Origin of the sequence: Streptomyces liliiviolaceus, from assembly GCF_018070025.1 — a bacterium.
Classification (GTDB): domain Bacteria; phylum Actinomycetota; class Actinomycetes; order Streptomycetales; family Streptomycetaceae; genus Streptomyces; species Streptomyces liliiviolaceus.
Genome location: NZ_JAGPYQ010000001.1, coordinates 3,086,353 through 3,104,683, shown reverse-complemented (window position 1 = coordinate 3,104,683; position 18,331 = coordinate 3,086,353). Strand labels below are relative to the sequence as shown.

Annotated in this window: 10 protein-coding genes and 3 tRNA genes; 10 read left to right on the top strand and 3 right to left on the bottom strand. The window is 72.8% G+C overall.

Annotation, left to right across the window (positions count from 1 at the left end):
* Window positions 1–81: 81 nt before the first annotated feature.
* The 6 genes from J8N05_RS13560 to J8N05_RS13535 all read left to right on the top strand — a co-directional run bounded on the left by J8N05_RS13560 (window position 82) and on the right by J8N05_RS13535 (window position 11,498).
* Window positions 82–468: a CU044_2847 family protein gene (locus J8N05_RS13560; RefSeq protein ID WP_210890166.1), complete on the top strand. Its 387-nt coding sequence runs from the start codon at window positions 82–84 to the stop codon at window positions 466–468.
* The gene (locus tag J8N05_RS13555; RefSeq protein ID WP_210882860.1) at window positions 465–2,363 is read left to right on the top strand and encodes a VMAP-C domain-containing protein; all 1,899 of its coding nucleotides are present in this window, start codon (window positions 465–467) and stop codon (window positions 2,361–2,363) included. The genes J8N05_RS13560 and J8N05_RS13555 overlap by 4 nt, the downstream gene beginning before the upstream one ends.
* A gap of 61 nt (window positions 2,364–2,424) precedes the next feature.
* Complete coding sequence (locus tag J8N05_RS13550) at window positions 2,425–3,465, top strand: AAA family ATPase (protein WP_210882859.1); 1,041 nt, start codon at window positions 2,425–2,427, stop codon at window positions 3,463–3,465.
* On the top strand, window positions 3,455–8,539 hold the full coding sequence (locus J8N05_RS13545) for an SAV_2336 N-terminal domain-related protein (protein WP_210882858.1): 5,085 nt from the start codon (window positions 3,455–3,457) through the stop codon (window positions 8,537–8,539). The genes J8N05_RS13550 and J8N05_RS13545 overlap by 11 nt, the downstream gene beginning before the upstream one ends.
* Window positions 8,540–8,791: 252 nt before the next feature.
* Window positions 8,792–9,829, top strand: coding sequence for a rod shape-determining protein (locus J8N05_RS13540; protein ID WP_210882857.1), 1,038 nt, complete (start codon window positions 8,792–8,794; stop codon window positions 9,827–9,829).
* 52 nt (window positions 9,830–9,881) lie between these two features.
* Window positions 9,882–11,498: a GAF domain-containing sensor histidine kinase gene (locus J8N05_RS13535; protein WP_210882856.1), complete on the top strand. Its 1,617-nt coding sequence runs from the start codon at window positions 9,882–9,884 to the stop codon at window positions 11,496–11,498.
* A 282-nt stretch (window positions 11,499–11,780) separates the two neighbouring features.
* Here J8N05_RS13535 and J8N05_RS13530 read toward each other — a convergent pair.
* From J8N05_RS13530 to J8N05_RS13520, 3 genes are all read right to left on the bottom strand, one after another.
* Window positions 11,781–11,857 (bottom strand) — tRNA-Ile (locus J8N05_RS13530).
* A 177-nt stretch (window positions 11,858–12,034) separates the two neighbouring features.
* Window positions 12,035–12,107 (bottom strand) — tRNA-Asn (locus tag J8N05_RS13525).
* A gap of 6 nt (window positions 12,108–12,113) precedes the next feature.
* Window positions 12,114–12,186: transfer RNA gene (locus J8N05_RS13520), tRNA-Asn, on the bottom strand.
* Between the two features lie 161 nt (window positions 12,187–12,347).
* Here J8N05_RS13520 and J8N05_RS13515 point away from each other — a divergent pair.
* The 4 genes from J8N05_RS13515 to J8N05_RS13500 all read left to right on the top strand — a co-directional run bounded on the left by J8N05_RS13515 (window position 12,348) and on the right by J8N05_RS13500 (window position 18,138).
* Complete coding sequence (locus J8N05_RS13515) at window positions 12,348–12,656, top strand: YtxH domain-containing protein (RefSeq protein WP_210882854.1); 309 nt, start codon at window positions 12,348–12,350, stop codon at window positions 12,654–12,656.
* A 176-nt stretch (window positions 12,657–12,832) separates the two neighbouring features.
* Entirely contained in the window at window positions 12,833–14,287 is a 1,455-nt protein-coding gene (locus tag J8N05_RS13510; RefSeq protein WP_210882852.1) for an FGGY family carbohydrate kinase, read from the top strand.
* Between the two features lie 189 nt (window positions 14,288–14,476).
* Complete coding sequence (locus J8N05_RS13505; protein ID WP_210882850.1) at window positions 14,477–16,210, top strand: ABC transporter ATP-binding protein; 1,734 nt, start codon at window positions 14,477–14,479, stop codon at window positions 16,208–16,210.
* Window positions 16,210–18,138 (top strand): ABC transporter ATP-binding protein, encoded by a 1,929-nt coding sequence (locus J8N05_RS13500; RefSeq protein WP_210882849.1) that lies wholly within the window; start codon window positions 16,210–16,212, stop codon window positions 18,136–18,138. The genes J8N05_RS13505 and J8N05_RS13500 overlap by 1 nt, the downstream gene beginning before the upstream one ends.
* Window positions 18,139–18,331: the final 193 nt, after the last annotated feature.

The following is an 18,331-nucleotide window of genomic DNA, read 5'->3' as shown; positions in this document are numbered from 1 at the left end:
TGGAAACCGCGACAGCGGCAAGTACCGTCCGTGACAATGAAGGCGGTCACCAGTGACGGACTACGGGGGTTGTGCGGCGCCATGGACGGATTAGTGGAGTTCAAGACCGACGACGGGGCCCTCGTCGTCGTCGAGGGGGCCGAGGACGAGTCGGGTTCCCGCCTGGTGGCGCGGGGCGACGGAACGGTCGCCGCGACCCGCACCTTCGAGGGCTCGCTGGAGGGGGTACGGGCCGCCGCCGGCGCCGCGCTCCGCGTCTTCAGGGACGGTTCGCTGAAGCCCGACTCCGTGGAGATCGAGTTCGGCGTCAAACTCACGGCGGAGGCGGGCGCGTTGATCGCCAAGAGCGCTGTCGAGGGCCATCTCGTGGTCAAGCTCTCCTGGTCGCCCGAGCGGCCGGACGGCCCCCCGGAGACCGCCCCCGCCGCCGCCTCCCCCATCGCTCCGGAGACCACCCCGCGCCCATGAGCAGCGCTTCCTGGCACGCGAGAATCAGCTGCGGACGGGACACCGGTGCCGGTTTCCTCGTCACCGAGCAGCATGTTCTGACCTGCGCCCATGTCGTGGCGCGCAGCGACACCGAGACGGTCGCGGTGTCCTTCGCCCACGGTGGCTACGAGCAGGTCCCCGCCCGGGTGGTCGCGCACGGCGGCTGGGACGGCCGCGAGAACGACCCGGGCGATCTGGCCGTACTGGAGCTGGACCGGCCGGTGCCGATGAAGCCCGCGGAGTTCGCGACACCCGCCGACGCGTACGGCGATCCCCCGCGCAGGCTCCTCGCCTACGGCTTCCCCAAGCGGTACGACGAGGGGACGCTCGCCGAGTACCGGGCCACCGCACAGCAGTTGATCGCCGGCGAGTGGGTCCAGCTGGAGTCGTGGGCCGCGCACGGGCAGCCGCTCGCGCCCGGGTTCAGCGGCGCCGCCGTGACCCTCGCGGACACCGGCCGGGTCGTGGGCATGGTCTCGGCCGCCGCCCGCAGCCCCGAGATCCGCAACGGCCGCATGCTCCCCGCCCAGATCATGGCCCGCTACTGGCCCCGCCTGGCAGACCTCATCCCGACCCCGGCCTACGACCAACACCAGAAGGAAACCCTGAGACACCTGCTGGAACACCTGGAACAACTGGAACACCTGGGTTCTCCCGGCTTTTCAGGGGCGCGGGGAACTGCGCGACAAGCCCCCACCGGACCCGCAGACGAATACCAGGCCGGGGCGCAGCCCCGCCTTTCAGGGGCGCGGGGAACTGCGCGACCGGCCCCCACCGGCCCGCAGACGCACTACACCCACTCCCCGGAACGGCTGTACCAGGAGGCCGTGGGCCCCCTGGGCCCCCCACTCCCACCCCCCGGCTTCACCACCCTGTGGGACGCGGCCTGGTACCTCCTCTCCGAGGTACAGGACCCGGAAGCGATCACCCGCTTCACCACCCGCCTCGCCGACTTCGTCGACGACACCCCCACCCGCACAGCCCTACGCGCCTGGCCCGCGGCCCCACAGCCCCACCACCCCGTCCCGACCGCCCCGACCGCCCCCGCAGGACACGCACACCCCTGGTCACCGATCCTCGTGGAGATCGCCCCCAGCGGCTCCGGCGACGGAGCCTTCCTCGTGGAGGTGTCCGCGTACAACGGCAGGCACCGGCGGGTGGTGGGCTCGCGCCGCCTCCCCGTCGACCGGGTACGCCCCTACACACTGGAGCGGATCGACGAGGCGTACCGCGAACTGGAACTCGGCGCACGCGAGTTGATCGCCTTCGTGCTGCCGCGCCGCTGGCTCAACACGGACGTGGCGCACTGGCAGCGCAGCGCGGACGACGACAGCCCGCTCGGCTCCTTCGCCCCGCTCGTCGTGATGGACCTGGAGCGCCGGCGCAGCGGCGGCCTGCAGCACAAGCTCCGGCAGAAGTGGCAGTACCTGGACGAGCGGCCCACGGCCCGGCTGCACCGTATCGACTGCTGGTCGGTCGGCCAGGACCAGGTGAAGCTGACCATCGGGCTGCGCCGCGACGCCGACATGGTGGGTTTCGCGACGCCGCCGCGCGCGGACCGGGTCCGGCGGCTGTTCCAGGCGAGCCTGAACGCGGCGGTGCCGGTGATGCTGTGGCCGCGCACCGGCTGCCGGGGCGAGCACCGGTGCGGGGAGTCGGTGGACTGCCGGGGCGCGGAGTTCCTGGACCGCCTCGCCGCACATCTGGCGAACCTGCCGCCGCGCGAACTACCGCGTCACATCCATGAGTTGCGCGAGACGGCGTACGCCTCCGACGCCCCGGAGCCGCATTGGGCGTACGACCTGGCCCTGCTGTGGGAGGACCCCGAATGCCTGCCTGATCCCGCCGGCTATCTGCACAACCCGGTCGGCTAGGGCGTGCGCGTCCCAGCCGACCGAAGCCGCAACCGCACACCGGAACACGTTCGGAGAGACCATGTCCCTGTGGCCCGTCTACACGGGTGCGAGTGAGCCCCACGACGGCATCGCCGAGCTGCCCGCGCCGCCGCCCTGGCGCGACTTCGACGGCGGCCCGGAGCTGGCGACGCCCGCCGAGGACGACGACGCCTCGGCCACGTCCCCGGACCGCCGGCACCGTGCCCGCACGTACCGCGCCACGGACCGAGCCGTCCAGCTCGTCAACGCGGCTCTCTATCTGCGCAGGCCCCTGCTGGTGACGGGCCCGCCGGGCAGCGGCAAGTCGAGTCTGGCGTACGCCGTGGCGCGGGAGCTGCGGCTCGGCCCCGTCCTGCGCTGGAACATCACCAGCCGCACCACGCTGCACGACGGGCTCTACCAGTACGACCCGCTGTCCCGCCTGTACGCGGCCGCACGCGACGTCCGCCCCGGCGACGGGGCCCCGCCCGGCTCCGTCCTCCCCAAGGACAGCGAGCTTCAGGACCATCTGCGGCTCGGCCCGCTCGGCACGGCCCTCCTCCCGTACGGCCGGCCGCGGGCCCTGCTGATCGACGAGATCGACAAGAGCGACCTGGACCTGCCGAACGACCTCCTCAACATCCTGGAGGAGGGCCAGTACGAGATCCCCGAGCTGGTCCGCTCCGCCCGGCACACCCCCACGGCCGAGGTGATGATCGACGGCACGGACGAACGGGTCGGGGTCTCGCGCGGCCGGGTCCGCTGCCGGGCCTTCCCCTTCGTGGTCCTCACCAGCAACGGCGAACGCGAGTTCCCGCCCGCCTTCCTCCGCCGCTGTGTCCGTCTCGAACTCCACCAGCCCCGCGCCGCGCACCTGGAGCACATCGTCCGCGCCCACCTGGGCGAACCCGACGCGTACGCCCGCGACCTGATCGAACGCTTCCTGTCCCGCGGGACCGAGGGCGAACTCGCCACGGACCAGCTGCTCAACGCGATCTACCTCACGGGTGTGGCGGGCCTCGACGCGTCGTCCCGCGACGAGCTGGCCGAGCAGCTGATGCCGTATCTGAGCCGCTCGGGAGAGGAACCGGATGCGTTCTGACCCGGGCGCGGACGCGGACGAAGGCGGGAGCGCGGGCGCCGCGTTCCTCGCCGACGTACTGGCCCGGGCATCCGGCGCCCCGCACCCGACCCCGGTGGAACTGGCCGAACTCCTGTGGCTGGCAGCCCACATGCCATCCCCGGAGCCCATCACCCCACCCACGCCCGCACCCACCCCGGACGGCCCGAGCCTTCCCACTCCCTCCACCCCCACCCACCCGAGGGGCGCGGGGAACGGCGCGCCCGGCCCCGACGAACCCGCACCCGACCCCCCGCCCCACACCACCCCGGACCCACCGGACACCCGCATCCCCCTCCGTCTGCCGGGCCCCCGCACACCCACGCCCGGCCGCGCGGGCCAGGACACCCCGGACGGTCCCTACACGTCCCTCCTGGCCCCCGCACCCCCGATGCTCCCCCACCCCCTCAGACTGCAACGGGCCCTCCGCCCCCTCAAGCGGAGCGTCCCCGCCCCGGTCGGCCAGGAGCTGGACGAGGCGGCGACCGCCCACCGCATCGCCCGGCTCGGCGCCGCACCCCGGTGGTGGCTGCCCGTGCTGCGGCCCATGTCCGAGCGCTGGCTGACGCTGCACCTCGTGCACGACACCGGCCCGACGATGCCCGTGTGGCGCCCGCTCGTCCGCGAACTGCACGCGGCGCTCGTCCAGTCGGGCATCTTCCGCACGGTGGAACTGCACCGGCTGGAGGCCGACGGCACGGTACGCCGCCCCGGCTCGCAGGAGTCGTTCGCCGACGGCCGTACGGTCACCCTCCTCCTCAGCGACTGCATGGGCCCGCAGTGGCGGGACGGCCCGGCGGGCGCCCGCTGGTACGGCACCCTGCGCCGCTGGTCGGCCCGGATGCCGGTCGCCCTGGTCCAGCCGCTGCCGGAACGCCTGTGGCGCACCACCGCGCTGCCGGCCACGACCGCGCGGATCACCGCGCCGGGACCGGCGGCGCCCAACTCGGCGTACGACGTGGACGCGGACGCGCTTGAGGGCCTGCCACCCGGCGTCCTCCCCCTTCCCGTACTCGAAGCCGCCGCTCCCTGGCTGGCGAACTGGTCGTCGCTCGTGGCGGGCGGCGGCCGACTGCCGGGCGCCGTGAGCCTGTTGGGCGGAGGGCCACCGCTCGCGCCGGTCGACGAGAGGGGCCGCAGCGATGTCGAGCGGCTCTCCCCGGAGGAGCTGCTGCTGCGGTTCCGCTCCCTGGCCTCGCCGGAGGCCTTCCGGCTGGCGGGTCATCTCGCGGTGGGGCCGGTGGAGTTGCCGGTCATGCGTCTGGTGCAGGCGGCGGTCGAGAGGAACCCCCGGCCGCAGCACCTGGCCGAGGTGATCCTCAGCGGCGCGCTGATCGCGGTCCCGGGTGCGGCCGGTTCGTACGTCTTCCGGCCGGGCGTACGGGAGTTGCTGCGCCGCACCCTGCCGCGCTCGGCGTACGGCCGGACCTCCGAACTCCTGGCCCGCATAGGCGCGTTGATCGACGAGCGGGCCGGGCTGTCGGCCGGCGAGTTCCGCGTGCTCGCCCCGGGCGGCGGGGGTACGGGCCCCGGGGGCGGTCCGGCCGCGGGCGAACCGTTCGCCGCGGTGCGGGAGGAGTCCGTACGACGGATGGGCGGACCGCCCTCGAAGAGCGCCGCGGGGCTGGTGCTCGGCAGGTATCGGCTCGTGCGCCGCCTGGGGCTGGGCAAGCGCGTCATGGAGGCCCGTGACACCCGGCTCGACCGGACGGTCGCGATGCACCGCTACGCCGTCGCGCCGGAGCGGCGGCAGCGGTTCCTGGAGTCCGCGCGGGCCCTCGCGGGCGTGGAGCATCCGAATGTGCTGGCCGTGTACGACTACGGCTTCGAGGACGGCACCGCGTATCTCGTCACGGAGTTCGTGGACGGGGTCACGCTGGCCGAACTCACGACCCGGGGCGGCTTCCGGCTGCCCTTCGCCCTGCTGGCGCCCCTGGCCCGGCAGGTCGCGCAGGGCCTCGAAGCGGTGCACGCACGCGGCCTGGCGCACGGCGCACTCGTCCCCGGTCACCTGCTGTTCGCACCGGACGGCACGGTCAGGATCGGCGGCTTCCCGCTGGGGCGGTCGGAGCGGCCCCGGGGCCTCGACGAGTCACGGGACCTGCACGACTTCGGGCTCCTGCTGCGCGAGCTGGCCGGCGGCAGGACGTCGGAGGACCTGCCCGGCATCCCCGCCGAGCACCGGCGGCGGTTCGCCGACGCCTTCGCCCGGCTGCTCTCGTCGGACACGGAGACCCAGCACCGCGGCAAGGACCTCTTCCTGACCCCCGCCTTCGGTGCGGTGGTCGAGGCGGTCGCGGCGGACCGCCACCGGTACCGGCTGCTCGGCCCCGTACGCGTCGACCGCAGCGACCCCTCCCCGACCGTCCACTCCCCCGAGGAACAGGCCCTGCTCTGCCAACTGCTCCTGCGCAACGGCAGGCCGGTGGCCGACGGCGAACTGACCGAGGGGCTGTGGGGGAACCGCCCTCCGCAGCACCCCGGACGCCTCCTGTCCGCGTACGCCGCCGCCCTGCGCAAGACCCTGGGCCCCGGGCTCCTCGCCACCACCCCCGGCGGTCGCGCCCTGCACGCCGGACTCGGCACCGTCGACGTGGAGCAGTGCAAGACGCTCGTCGCCGAGGCCGAGTCGCACCGGGAGGACGGGGACCTGACGGCGGCCCGCGAGGCCGTCCGGCGCGCGCTCGGCCTCTGGTACGGCGATCCCCTCGACGGCGTCCCCGGCCCCGCCGCGCAGGCGACCCGCGTCCGGCTGCGCGCCCTGCGCCTCACGCTCTGCGTCACGCGCGCCGAACTCGACCTGGAACTGGGCCTGTTCGAGCGCGCCGCCGCCGACCTCGGCGAGCTGCTCCGCGACCACCCCGAACGCGAGGACTTCCGGCGGCTGCACATGCTCGCCCTCAAGGGCCAAGGCCGCATCGCCGAGGCCATCGACTCGTACGAGGCCTACGAGGAGCTCCAGGACCGGCAGTTCGGCGAACCCGACCCCACCCTCCTTGAGCTGTACCGCGAGCTGCGGACCGTCCCCGACGACAACCGGCCGACCGTCACCGTGGAGTTCACGGAGCCCGGCGGCCATCGGGGAGCGCACAGCACGCTCTCCCACACCGTGGCCTGGCTGCTCTCGCTCAGCGGTCTGACCTCCGACCAGTACGACATGCAGGCCCTCGACAACGGCTTCCTCGTCCTCGTCGCCCCCGGGGCGTCCGTACTGAACGTGCTGAACGCGACCCTGCGCGATCTGCCGGACATACTCCTGGAGGTGCCGGACCCGCCCAGGATCCGGCTGACGTTCTGGCACACCGCGCGCCCTCCCCGTACCCCCCTTCTGCCCCCCTCCCAGGAGCAGTCGGACATCGCCGTGGTCGTCTCGCCCGTCCTCTACGAGGAGCTGACGAGCGGTGACGTGCCGGTGGGCCCGGTCCACTTCCGGCCCCTGCGTCCCGGGGCGGGCGACGGGCCGCCCCTCGCCTGGTCCTGCCGGCTGGAGATCCCGGACCGCGTTCCGGACCCGCCGCCCGAACGGCGCGATCTGGTGCGCGGCCCGTTCAGCACGCGCCGACGGGTGTCGATCCCCCTTCCCGAGCCCGGGCGTACCGCCGTGGTGTTCCAGCCCCCGGACGGCGCACCGGCCCTCTTCGACCCCGCCGGGTTCGCCGGCACGCCCACCTCGGGGCCCCGCCTCACGTACTACGAGGTCGACCTCACCACGCAGCAGGCGGCCCACGAGCTGTCCCTGCCCAGCTCCGGCGGCGGCGCCTTCGCCGCGTCCGTCGAGCTGTCCTGGCACGTCGACGACCCGGTGGCCTTCGTGCACGGCGAGACCGCCAACGTGTCCGAACGCCTCCTGGACCATCTGCTCAGGGAGGCCCGCCGCATCACGCGCCGCCACCCGCTCCGCCGCGCGGGCGCGGCCCAGCACGCGCTGCACGGCGGACTGCGCAGCTGGCCGGTACCGGGCCTCTCGGTGGCGTGCTCGGTCCGCCTCACCCCGGAGGGCGAACCACAGCCGCCCACGGGCTCCCGCCCGGACCCGCACCCCACCACCCACCGACCGGAAGCCGCGCCTCCACCCGAAACCACGCCACCACCCGAGACCGCCCCTCCGCCCGAGCCGGCCTCCGCGGTCGAGACCACCCCTCCGCCCGAGACCTCCTCCGCGTCCGAGACCGTTCGGCCGTCCGGGACCGATCGGCCGTCCGGGGCCGCCGGCCGATCCGGGAGCGCTCCGGAGACGGAGTCCCCGCACCGGTCGGAGGCCGCTCGGGACGCCGGGACCACCCCGTCCGCGCCCGCCCGGCAACCCGCGACCACCCGGCGGGACGCCGCCCGGCGGTCGGAGGACGCCGCCGCGGCCCTGATGGAGAGCCCCTGCGTGCTCCTCGGGTTCGACGGGCCCCTCGTCCGGCTCTACACGAGTGACGCCGAGAAGCAGGTCACCAGGGAACTCGCCGCGCTGCTCGCAGAGCTGCGGGACCCCGGGGCCGCGCTCCGGGGCGAGCCGCTCACCGCCCGGGGCGGGCCCCCGGAGCCGATGGAGGGGCGCTCCAACCCCCTCGACCTGCTGCGCGCCTTCGCGGACCATCCGCTGGGCGCGGATCTGCGCCGCCGGCTCAACCGGATCGAGGAGCGGGCCGTGTCGACCGCTGCGCCCACCCCGTTCTCGGACGCCGCCATCACCACGCTCAGCTCGCTCGGGCGGCGTACCGCGGTCGTCGCTGACAACGCGCCCAGCGCCGTCTGGAAGTACCTGCACTCCCACGGCCGGCTGACCGGCCTGGTGACCGGCGGAGTGCACGGCCGCGCGGACGACCTGACCCTGCTGATGCCGGACCCCGACTGCCTCCTGCGCGCCCTGGACCACCTGGGCGTACCGGCGAAGGACGCCGTGCTGGTCGGCTCGTCGGTCGCCGAGCTGACCGCGGCGCGGGCGGCCGGCCTGCGCTTCCTCGGCTACACCCGCTCCGAGGGGCACAGGCAGCGCCTGGTCCGCGCGGGCTGCGGGGCGACCACGTCCTCGTGGGCCCCCCTCCTGCGCTCCCTCCCCAACACCTGAGCCCCCCGGGCGCCCGGCGCACCCAGCCGTCACCTGACGGCCCGTCCACTGCCGGCCGTACGCCGTCCGCGAGGACCAGTCGTTCGCCAGGACCAGTCGTTCGCCGGGACCGGCCGTGCGCGAAGACCACCCGTCCAGCCGCACCCCGCCCGGCCCACCCCGAAAGGCGACACCCCGTCAGTTCCCGCACGATGCGTAGGAGGACCGCCGCCCGGTGGAGTCCCACGGTCTGTGCTCTCGGGAGGATCTGCCATGACCGCCAGCCTGGAGCAGTTGCGCCGCTGCCATTTCGCCGTCGACCTCGGAGCGGCGAGAACGCGTGTCTTCGTGAAGGGCGCCGGGCTGATCGTCGACCAGCCCAGCGTCGCCGCGGTGAACACGAGGACCGGCGCCCTGATCGCGGTCGGCGAGTTCGCCGAGAAGATGACGGGCCGTACCCCTCACTACATCCGTGTCGTGCGCCCCGTCTCGGGCGGCACGGTCGTCGACATCGAGATGGCCCAGCGCATGCTGCGCCAGCTCCTCGGTGACAAGGTCCGCCGCACCCTGCGCCGCAAGCCCCGGCTGCGGGCCGCCGCCTGCACCCCGCACGACTCCGACCCGCTGGCCCAGCGGGCGACCGTGGAGACGCTCGTCGGTCTGGGCGCGCGCCGCGTCGAACTGGTCGACACGCTCATCGCCGCCGGTGTCGGCTGCGGACTGCCCGTGGAACGCCCCGAGGCCACCATGATCATGGTGTGCGGGGCCGCCGCCACCCAGGTCGCCGTGCTGTCGCTCGGCTCGATCGTCACCGCCGAACGCATCCCCGTGGGCGGCGAGGCCATCGACCACGCGATCGTCCAGCACCTGCGCCACCACCACGAGTTGATGCTCCCCTCGCAGTCCGTGCGCCCCTTGCAGCTCGCCCTCTCCGGGAACGGGCTCACCTCCCAGGGGCCCACGTCCACCGAGATCCACGGCCGGGACGTGGCCACCGGCCTCGCCCGTTCCGTACAGGTCGACACGGCCGCCGTGCGAGACGCCATCCAGACCCCGCTGACCGCCGTGCTCGACGGCATCGGCAAGGTGCTGCGCGTCTGCCCGCCGGATCTGGTGGCCGACCTCGTGGACCGCGGGATCATGATGGTCGGCGGCAGCGCGCTGCTGCCGGGCCTCGACCAGATGCTGCGGCAGGCGACGGGCATGCCGGTGCACATCGCCGAACGGCCCGACGTGTGCGCGGTCCTCGGTCTGGGCGCGATGCTGGAGGGCCGGATCGAGCCCCTGGTCCTCGACCCGACGGCCGGCTGAACACCCGCACGGACCCGCGGAGCCCCCACCCCCACCACCCACCACCACACCCATGACGGAACCCACGCCCACGGACCCCACGGACCCCGCGGAGCCCCCCTCACACGGGCTCCCGCTCCCCCGGCTCCTCGAAGCCGTCCTCGGTGACGGCAGCGATCTCGAACTGCGCGCCACGCTCCAGCGCATCGTGGAGAACGCGGCGGCGCTGACCGGCGCCCGGTACGCGGCGCTGGGCGTGCTCGCGCCCGGCGACAACGGCCTGGCGGAGTTCTGCACGGCCGGACTGCCGGAGGCCGAGCGGGCCCGTATCGGGCATCCGCCCGACGGACGCCGGGGCCTGCTCGGCGCGCTCGTCGACGAGGCCGCGCCGCTCAGGCTCACCGACCTGACGACCGACCCGCGCGCGTGCGGCTTCCCGCCCGGCCACCCGCAGATGCGCGGCTTCCTCGGCGTACCCCTGCTCGTACAGGACGAGGTGTACGGCAACCTCTACCTCACCGAGAAGCGCGGCGGCCCCTTCACCGCCGAGGACGAGCAGGTGGCGCGGCTGCTGGCCGCGCAGGCGGGCATCGCGATCGGCAACGCCCGTCTGTACGAGACGGCCCGTCAGCGGGAGCGCTGGATCGAGGGCGCGGCGGCGGTGACGACGGCGCTGCTCACCGGCGAGGCGGCGGCGGACGCGCTGATGACGGTCGCCGAGAGCGCCCGTGTCCTCGCCGACGCGTCGGCCGGGGTGATCCTCCAGCCCACGGACGAGGGCGGCATGGAGATCGTCACGGCGTCGGCGCCGACGGGCCGGGAGGGCCTGATCGGCACGACCATCGCGCCGGGCAGCGCGGTCCTGGAGCAACTCCTCGGGGGCGAGCCGGTGTTCCTGGACGACTCGGCGACCGACGCGCGCATGACGACCCCCGTACGGGTCCGGTTCGGGCCGAGCATGATGCTGCCGCTCCAGGCCGGGGGCCGGCTCATCGGCACCCTCGCCCTCCCGCGCCGGCGCGGCGACACCCCGTACAGCCCGGCGGAGAAGCTGCTGGCCACGCAGTTCGCCTCGCAGGCCGCGCTGGCGCTGGTGCTGGCGGACGCGCGGCAGCGCCGGGAGCGGCTGGCGGTCTTCGAGGACCGCGACCGGATCGCCCGTGACCTGCACGACCTGGTCGTCCAGCGGCTCTTCGCCACGGGCATGATGCTGGAGTCCACGCAGCGCCGCGCCGCCGCGGAGGAGCGGGAGGCGGAGGTCCACGCGACGATCGGCCGGGCCCTGGACGAACTCAGGTCCACCGTCCAGGAGGTCCGTACGGCGATCTTCGCCCTGCAGCAGCCGCCCGCGGACGCCCCGACGAGCTTCAGGGGCAAGGTGCTCCGCGAGACGGCGGGCGCGGCGGCGGTGCTCGGCGTCCAGCCGTCGGTCCAGTTCACGGGACCGGTCGACACCCGCGTCCCGGGCACGGTGGCCGGGCACCTCCTCACGGCCCTCAGAACCGCCCTCGCCACGGCGTCGCACCGCGCCGGCACGACCCGTATCGCGGTCACGGTGGACGCGACGGTGAGCCTCCCGGACGGCCGCCCTGGAGTCCGTCTGACGGTCTCGGACGACGGTACCCCGGACACCGCGACGGACATCCCGGACGGCCAGGGCACCACGACGACGTGGCAGGCCCCTCTCTGACCGTCCGGCCATCGAGGCCCCGGAAGCCGTCACACGGTCACCGACGGGGCGGGGACACGGCGTGCAAGGGGCCGGGAGCGGGCCCGGGACAGGCCTTTCGATCAAGGTCGGACGGGGGGTTCCGCTGGGCCCGCGCGATGAGGCGGCATGGGCCGTTCGCCGGACGGGCCGACGCTGCGGTGCCCTGTCTCCCCTAAGCCGCGAGGAGGGTCCCCAGGACCCCTCAACTCGCCTGATCCTCCAGCGACAATGCTGGTCAGATCGTTTCTCCACGCGTAGCGCTGGTGGGGCGGGTGGGACTCGAACCCACGGCCGGCGGATTATGAGTCCGCTGCTCTAACCGGCTGAGCTACCGCCCCATTACGGCGCGTCGCGCACATGTGTGCGCGCCGTCTGCCGCAGCATAGCCGCTCATACGATCTCCTGCTTCGGATGGTCGACTTCGCCTGCCCTCTAGGACCTCACCTGGGGCGCAGCGGTTCCCGCGGCCATGAAAAAGGACCCCGATGGAGTCCATGGGGTCCTCGTCCGCACTGCTCTCCCGACTGGACTCGAACCAGTAACCTGCCGGTTAACAGCCGGCTGCTCTGCCAATTGAGCTACGGAAGATCGAAGCTCCCCCGACTGGACTCGAACCAGTAACCTGCCGGTTAACAGCCGGCTGCTCTGCCAATTGAGCTACAGGGGATTGCCTCGTTTGCATCGAACGTAGCTCCCTGGGTATTCGCCAGAGGGCGTGCGCTCGCTGCGACACATACATTAGCGCAAGCAGGGGGGTGCTTCGCCAATCGGTAACCCGCCTGCGACCGACGCCGCCGCAAAGGACCGACCAAGAGGAAGGGTGGCCCCATGCGCTACCGGCTCACGTTCGTCGTCGGACTGGCTCTGGGATACGTGCTCGGCACACGCGCCGGGCGCGAGCGCTACGAGCAACTGAGGAAGACCGCCCGGCAGGTCTCGCAGAACCCGGCGGTGCGCAACACCGCCGAGTCGGCGGCCCAGCAGGGCCGGCAGTTCGCCGGGAAGGCGTTCCACGTGGTGAGCGAGAAGGTCGGTGACCGGGTCCCCGACTCGGTCTCCGAGCGGGTCCGCTCCCTGCGCGACCGCAACGCGAACGGCACCCGCACGGAGGACGACTGGGGCACGAGCAACACCTAGCGGTACGTGTACGGACCAGGTCCGCCCCCACCGACCTCAGGGGCGCGAGGCTGTGACATTTGCGCCTCCGCCGCGTGGGCGCGACCAGCCCCGACGGCGCCGCAGACGGAGAAGATCGGGCACCCCACCGCCGCCCACGGCCCGAGCCGGCGCAGCGATACGGCAGAATTTCCGCCATGGGGATAGTCGCCGGGCTGGACAGTTCGCCCGATTTCACACGCATCGTCGTCTGCGACGCGGACAGCGGAGCCGTACTCCGACAGGGGTATGCCCCGCATCCGTTGGACGGCCCGGCGGAGGGCTCCCGGCCCTCGGACGTCGACCCGCAGGCCTGGCTGCTCTCCCTGGGCGAGGCCGCGGGCGGCGGGCTCCTGGAGGGCGTTCAGGCCATCGGTGTGTCCGCGCAGCAGAACGGGCTCGTCCCGGTGGACGGTCAGGGCAACACCGTGCGCCCCGCGATGGTCGGCGGGGACAAGCGCGCCCAGGTCGCCGCAGCCGATCTCGTCGACGCGCTGGGCGGGCGGGAGGCCTGGGCGCAGGCCGTGGGCTCCGTGCCGCAGGCGGCCCAGCCGGTGACGAAGCTCCGGTGGCTCGCGAGGACCGAACCCGAGGCGGCGGCGCGCACCGCGATGCTGTTCCAGACGCACGACTGGCTGGTGTGGCAGCTGCTCGGCAGACCCGCCCGCCGGACCACCGACCGCGGCGGCGCCTCCAGCACCGGTTACTGGTCGGCGGCGACCGGCACGTACCGGCCGGATCTGGTGGAGCTGGCGCTCGGCCACCAGGCGCTGCTGCCCGATGTGCTCGGGCCGTGGGAGGCCGCGGGGACGACTCCCGAGGGGCTGCTGATCTCGGCGGGCACGGGCGAGACGATGGCGGCGGCCTTCGGTCTCGGCATCGGTCTCGGGGACGCGGTGGTGTCGCTGGGCGCCTCCGGTTCCGTGATGGCCGTCCACCACGAGGCGCTGGTCGACTCCACGGGGATGATCACCTCGCTCGCGGACGCGACCGGCATGCACCTGCCGGTCGTCACCACGCTCAATGCCGTACGGGCCCTGCGCGGGGCCGCCGAACTGCTGGGCGTACCGGATCTTGAGGCCCTGTCCGATCTGGCGATGAAGTCGACCCCGGGCTCGCACGGCCTCGTGATGCTGCCGTATCTGGAGGGTGAGCGGACGCCCAATCTGCCGCACACGGCGGGGACGCTGGCCGGGCTGCGGCGCGAGTCGATGAAGCCCGAGCATCTGGCGCGGGCCGCCTTCGAGGGCATGCTGTGCGGGCTCGCCGACGCCCTCGACGTGCTGCGCAAGCGGGGCGTGGAGGTACGGCGGATCTTCCTGCTCGGCCAGGCCGCGGAGCTGAGCGCGGTGCAGGCGTGCGCGCCCGCGCTGCTCGGTACGCAGATCGTGGTGCCGCAGCCCGCGGACTACGCGGCGATCGGCGCGGCCCGGCAGGCCGCCTGGGCGCTCGGTGTCCAGCAGGGCACGATCCAGCCGGGTCTGCCGCCCGTGTGGCAGGGCGCCGCCGCGCAGGTCCTGGAGCCGGGCGAGGAGCTGGCGGTGGGGCAGGCGGTGCGGCAGCAGTACGTGTCGGTGCGCAACCAGACGCACCCGGGAGCCTTCCGGTCCTGAAGCGACCACCGGGGACGCGGTGGCACGCGGTGGCACGGGGCGTCTCGGGCGGCCTACGACTTCGGACCGACACCCCCTCCGCTCTTGGCCCTCTCTTGGGTTAATCAGTTGAGGTAACACGGGGGGAGTGTCCGACGATGGGGGCCAAGGGCAACCAACCGCCCCGCCGCCGACCCCGAGAGACCCAGCGTGCTCATAAGACTTCTGCGTACCTATCTCACCCCGTACAAGAAACCCATCGGCCTGCTCGTCCTCCTGCAGTTCCTGCAGACCTGCGCCACTCTCTTCCTGCCGACCCTGAACGCCGACATCATCGACAACGGTGTCGTGAAGGGCGACACGGGTTACATCCTGTCCTTCGGCGCCCTGATGATCGGCATCTCGCTGGCCCAGGTCGTCTGCAACATCGGCGCCGTCTACTACGGCGCCCGTACGGCCTCCGCGGTCGGCCGGGACCTGCGGGCCGCCGTCTTCGACCGGGTGCAGTCGTTCTCCGCGCGTGAGCTGGGCCATTTCGGGGCGCCGTCCCTGATCACCCGTACGACGAACGACGTCCAGCAGGTGCAGATGCTGGCCCTGATGACGTTCACGCTGCTGGTGTCGGCGCCGATCATGTGCGTGGGCGGCATCGTGCTGGCGCTCGGCCTGGACGTGCCGCTGTCCGGGGTGCTCCTCGCCGTCGTGCCGGTGCTGGGGATCTCGGTCAGTCTCATCGTGCGCCGGCTGCGGCCGCTGTTCCGCACGATGCAGGTGCGGCTGGACACGGTGAACCGGGTGCTGCGCGAGCAGATCACCGGCAACCGCGTCATCCGTGCCTTCGTGCGCGACGCGTACGAGGAGGACCGTTTCCGGAAGGCGAACACCGACCTCACCGAGGTGTCGCTGGGCACCGGGCGGATGCTGGCGCTGATGTTCCCGATCGTCATGACGGTGGTGAACGTCTCGTCGATCGCGGTGGTGTGGTTCGGCGCCCACCGGATCGACAGCGGCGGGATGCAGATCGGCGCGCTGACCGCGTTCCTCGCCTATCTGATGCAGATCGTGATGTCCGTGATGATGGCCACCTTCATGTTCATGATGGTGCCGCGCGCGGAGGTGTGCGCCGAGCGCATCCAGGAGGTCCTGGAGACCTCCAGCAGTGTGGTCCCGCCGAAGGCTCCCGTCCTGGAGCTGCGGCGGCACGGTCAGCTGGAGCTGCGCGGGGCCGGGTTCCGCTACCCGGGCGCCGAGGAGCCGGTGCTGAAGGCCGTCGACCTGATGGCGCTGCCCGGCGAGACGACCGCGGTGATCGGCTCGACCGGCAGCGGCAAGTCGACCCTGCTCGGTCTTGTCCCCCGGCTGTTCGACGCCACCGACGGCGAGGTGCTGGTCGACGGCGTCGACGTCCGCACGGTCGAACCGCGGCTGCTGGCGCGCACGGTGAGCCTCGTACCGCAGAAGCCGTATCTGTTCGCGGGGACGGTCGCCACCAATCTGCGGTACGGGAATCCGGACGCGACGGACGAGGAGCTGTGGCACGCGCTGGAGGTGGCGCAGGCCAAGGGGTTCGTGGAGGGGCTTGAGAACGGGCTCGACGCCACCATCGCGCAGGGCGGCACGAACGTGTCCGGCGGTCAGCGGCAGCGGCTCGCCATCGCCCGGACCCTCGTACAGCGTCCCGAGATCTATCTCTTCGACGACTCGTTCTCCGCGCTCGACTACGCGACGGACGCGGCGCTGCGTGCCGCGCTCGCGCGGGAGACCGCCGAGGCGACCGTCGTGATCGTCGCCCAGCGGGTGTCGACCATCCGCGACGCCGACCGGATCGTGGTCCTCGACGAGGGCCGGGTCGTCGGGACCGGCCGCCACCACGAGCTGATGGCGGACAACGAGACCTATCGGGAGATCGTGCTCTCGCAGCTGACGGAAGCGGAGGCAGCCTGATGGCCGGGCCCATGGGGCGCATGATGGCCGGATCGGGACCCGACCATCACTCGATGGATTTCAAGGGATCCGGCAAACGGCTGCTGGCGCAGTTCAAGCCGCAGCGCGCCACGCTGTACGTGATGCTCGCGGCCGTGGTCTGCAGCGTGGGCCTGTCGGTCGTGGGTCCCAAGATCCTCGGCCGGGCCACCGACCTGGTCTTCGCCGGCGTCGTCGGCCGGCAGCTGCCCGCCGGGCAGTCGAAGGCCGAAGTCCTCGCGGAGATGCGGGAGCGCGGCGACGGCGGGATGGCCGACATGCTCTCGGGCACGGACTTCACCCCGGGCCAGGGCATCGACTTCGAAGCGGTCGGCGAGGTGCTGGGCATCGCGCTGGCGGCGTTCCTGCTGGCCGGTCTGCTGATGGCGATCGCGACGCGGCTGGTGAACCGGGCCGTCAACCTGACGATGTACAAGATGCGCGAGGACGTGCAGACCAAGCTGTCGCGGCTGCCGCTCTCCTACTTCGACAAGCGTCAGCGCGGTGAGGTGCTCAGCCGCGCCACGAACGACATCGACAACATCGGGCAGACCCTCCAGCAGTCGATGGGCCAGCTCGTGAACTCGCTGCTGACCATCGTCGGCGTGCTGATCATGATGTTCTACGTCTCCTGGCTGCTGGCGCTCGTCGCGCTGATCACCGTGCCCCTGTCGTTCGTCGTCGCGACCCGGGTGGGCAAGCGGTCGCAGCCGCACTTCGTGCAGCAGTGGCGCACCACCGGCAAGCTCAACGCGCACATCGAGGAGATGTACACCGGGCACACCCTGGTGAAGGTCTTCGGACGGCAGGACGAGTCGGCGGCGCAGTTCGCCGAGGAGAACGACAAGCTGTACGAGGCCGGGTTCCGGGCGCAGTTCAACAGCGGGGTCATGCAGCCGCTGATGATGTTCGTGTCGAACCTGAACTATGTGCTGGTGGCGGTGGTCGGCGGACTGCGCGTCGCGTCCGGCTCGCTGTCCATCGGTGACGTGCAGGCCTTCATCCAGTACTCCCGGCAGTTCTCCATGCCGCTCACCCAGGTCGCCTCCATGGCGAACCTCGTGCAGTCCGGGGTCGCCTCGGCGGAACGGATCTTCGAACTCCTGGACGCGGAGGAGCAGGAGGCCGACCCGGTGACGGGGGCGCGCCCGAAGGAGCTGCGGGGCCGGGTCGCCCTGGAGGGGGTCTCCTTCCGGTACGACCCGGAGAAGCCGCTCATCGAGGACCTGTCCCTGTCGGTGGAGCCGGGCCACACGGTCGCGATCGTTGGGCCCACGGGCGCCGGCAAGACGACCCTGGTGAACCTGCTGATGCGCTTCTACGAGACCACCGGCGGCCGGATCACCCTCGACGGCGTCGACATCGCCACGATGTCCCGCGACGAACTGCGGGCCGGTATCGGCATGGTGCTGCAGGACACCTGGCTGTTCGGCGGCACGATCGCGGACAACATCGCGTACGGGGCCTCGCGCGAGGTCACCCGCGGGGAGGTCGAGGAGGCGGCCCGGGCGGCCCACGCGGACCGGTTCGTGCGGACGCTGCCCGACGGGTACGACACCGTCATCGACGACGAGGGGTCCGGGGTCAGCGCCGGTGAGAAGCAGCTCATCACGATCGCGCGGGCGTTCCTGTCCGATCCGGTGATCCTCGTTCTCGACGAGGCGACGAGTTCCGTGGACACGCGGACCGAGGTGCTCATCCAGAAGGCGATGGCGAAGCTCGCGCACGGGCGTACGTCGTTCGTCATCGCTCACCGTCTGTCGACGATTCGCGATGCCGACACGATTCTCGTCATGGAGGACGGGGCGATCGTGGAGCAGGGCGCTCATGCGGACCTGCTGGCGGCGGGGGGCGCGTACGCGCGCCTGTACAAGGCGCAGTTCGCGCAGGCGGCGGTGGAGGTGGACTGAGGGCCTTTTGCGCCCCCGCCGCCCCTACCCTTCCCGTCACTGACTCGGGGGCCAGCCCCCGAACCCCCGGTCCTCAAACGCCGGACGGGCTGGAAATCCAGCCCGTCCGGCGTTTGAGGACGAGCGCGCAGCGCGACAAGGGGGGCGAGGGGGCGCAGCCCCCATGCGTGGTCGGGAATGGGAAGGGGCGGCG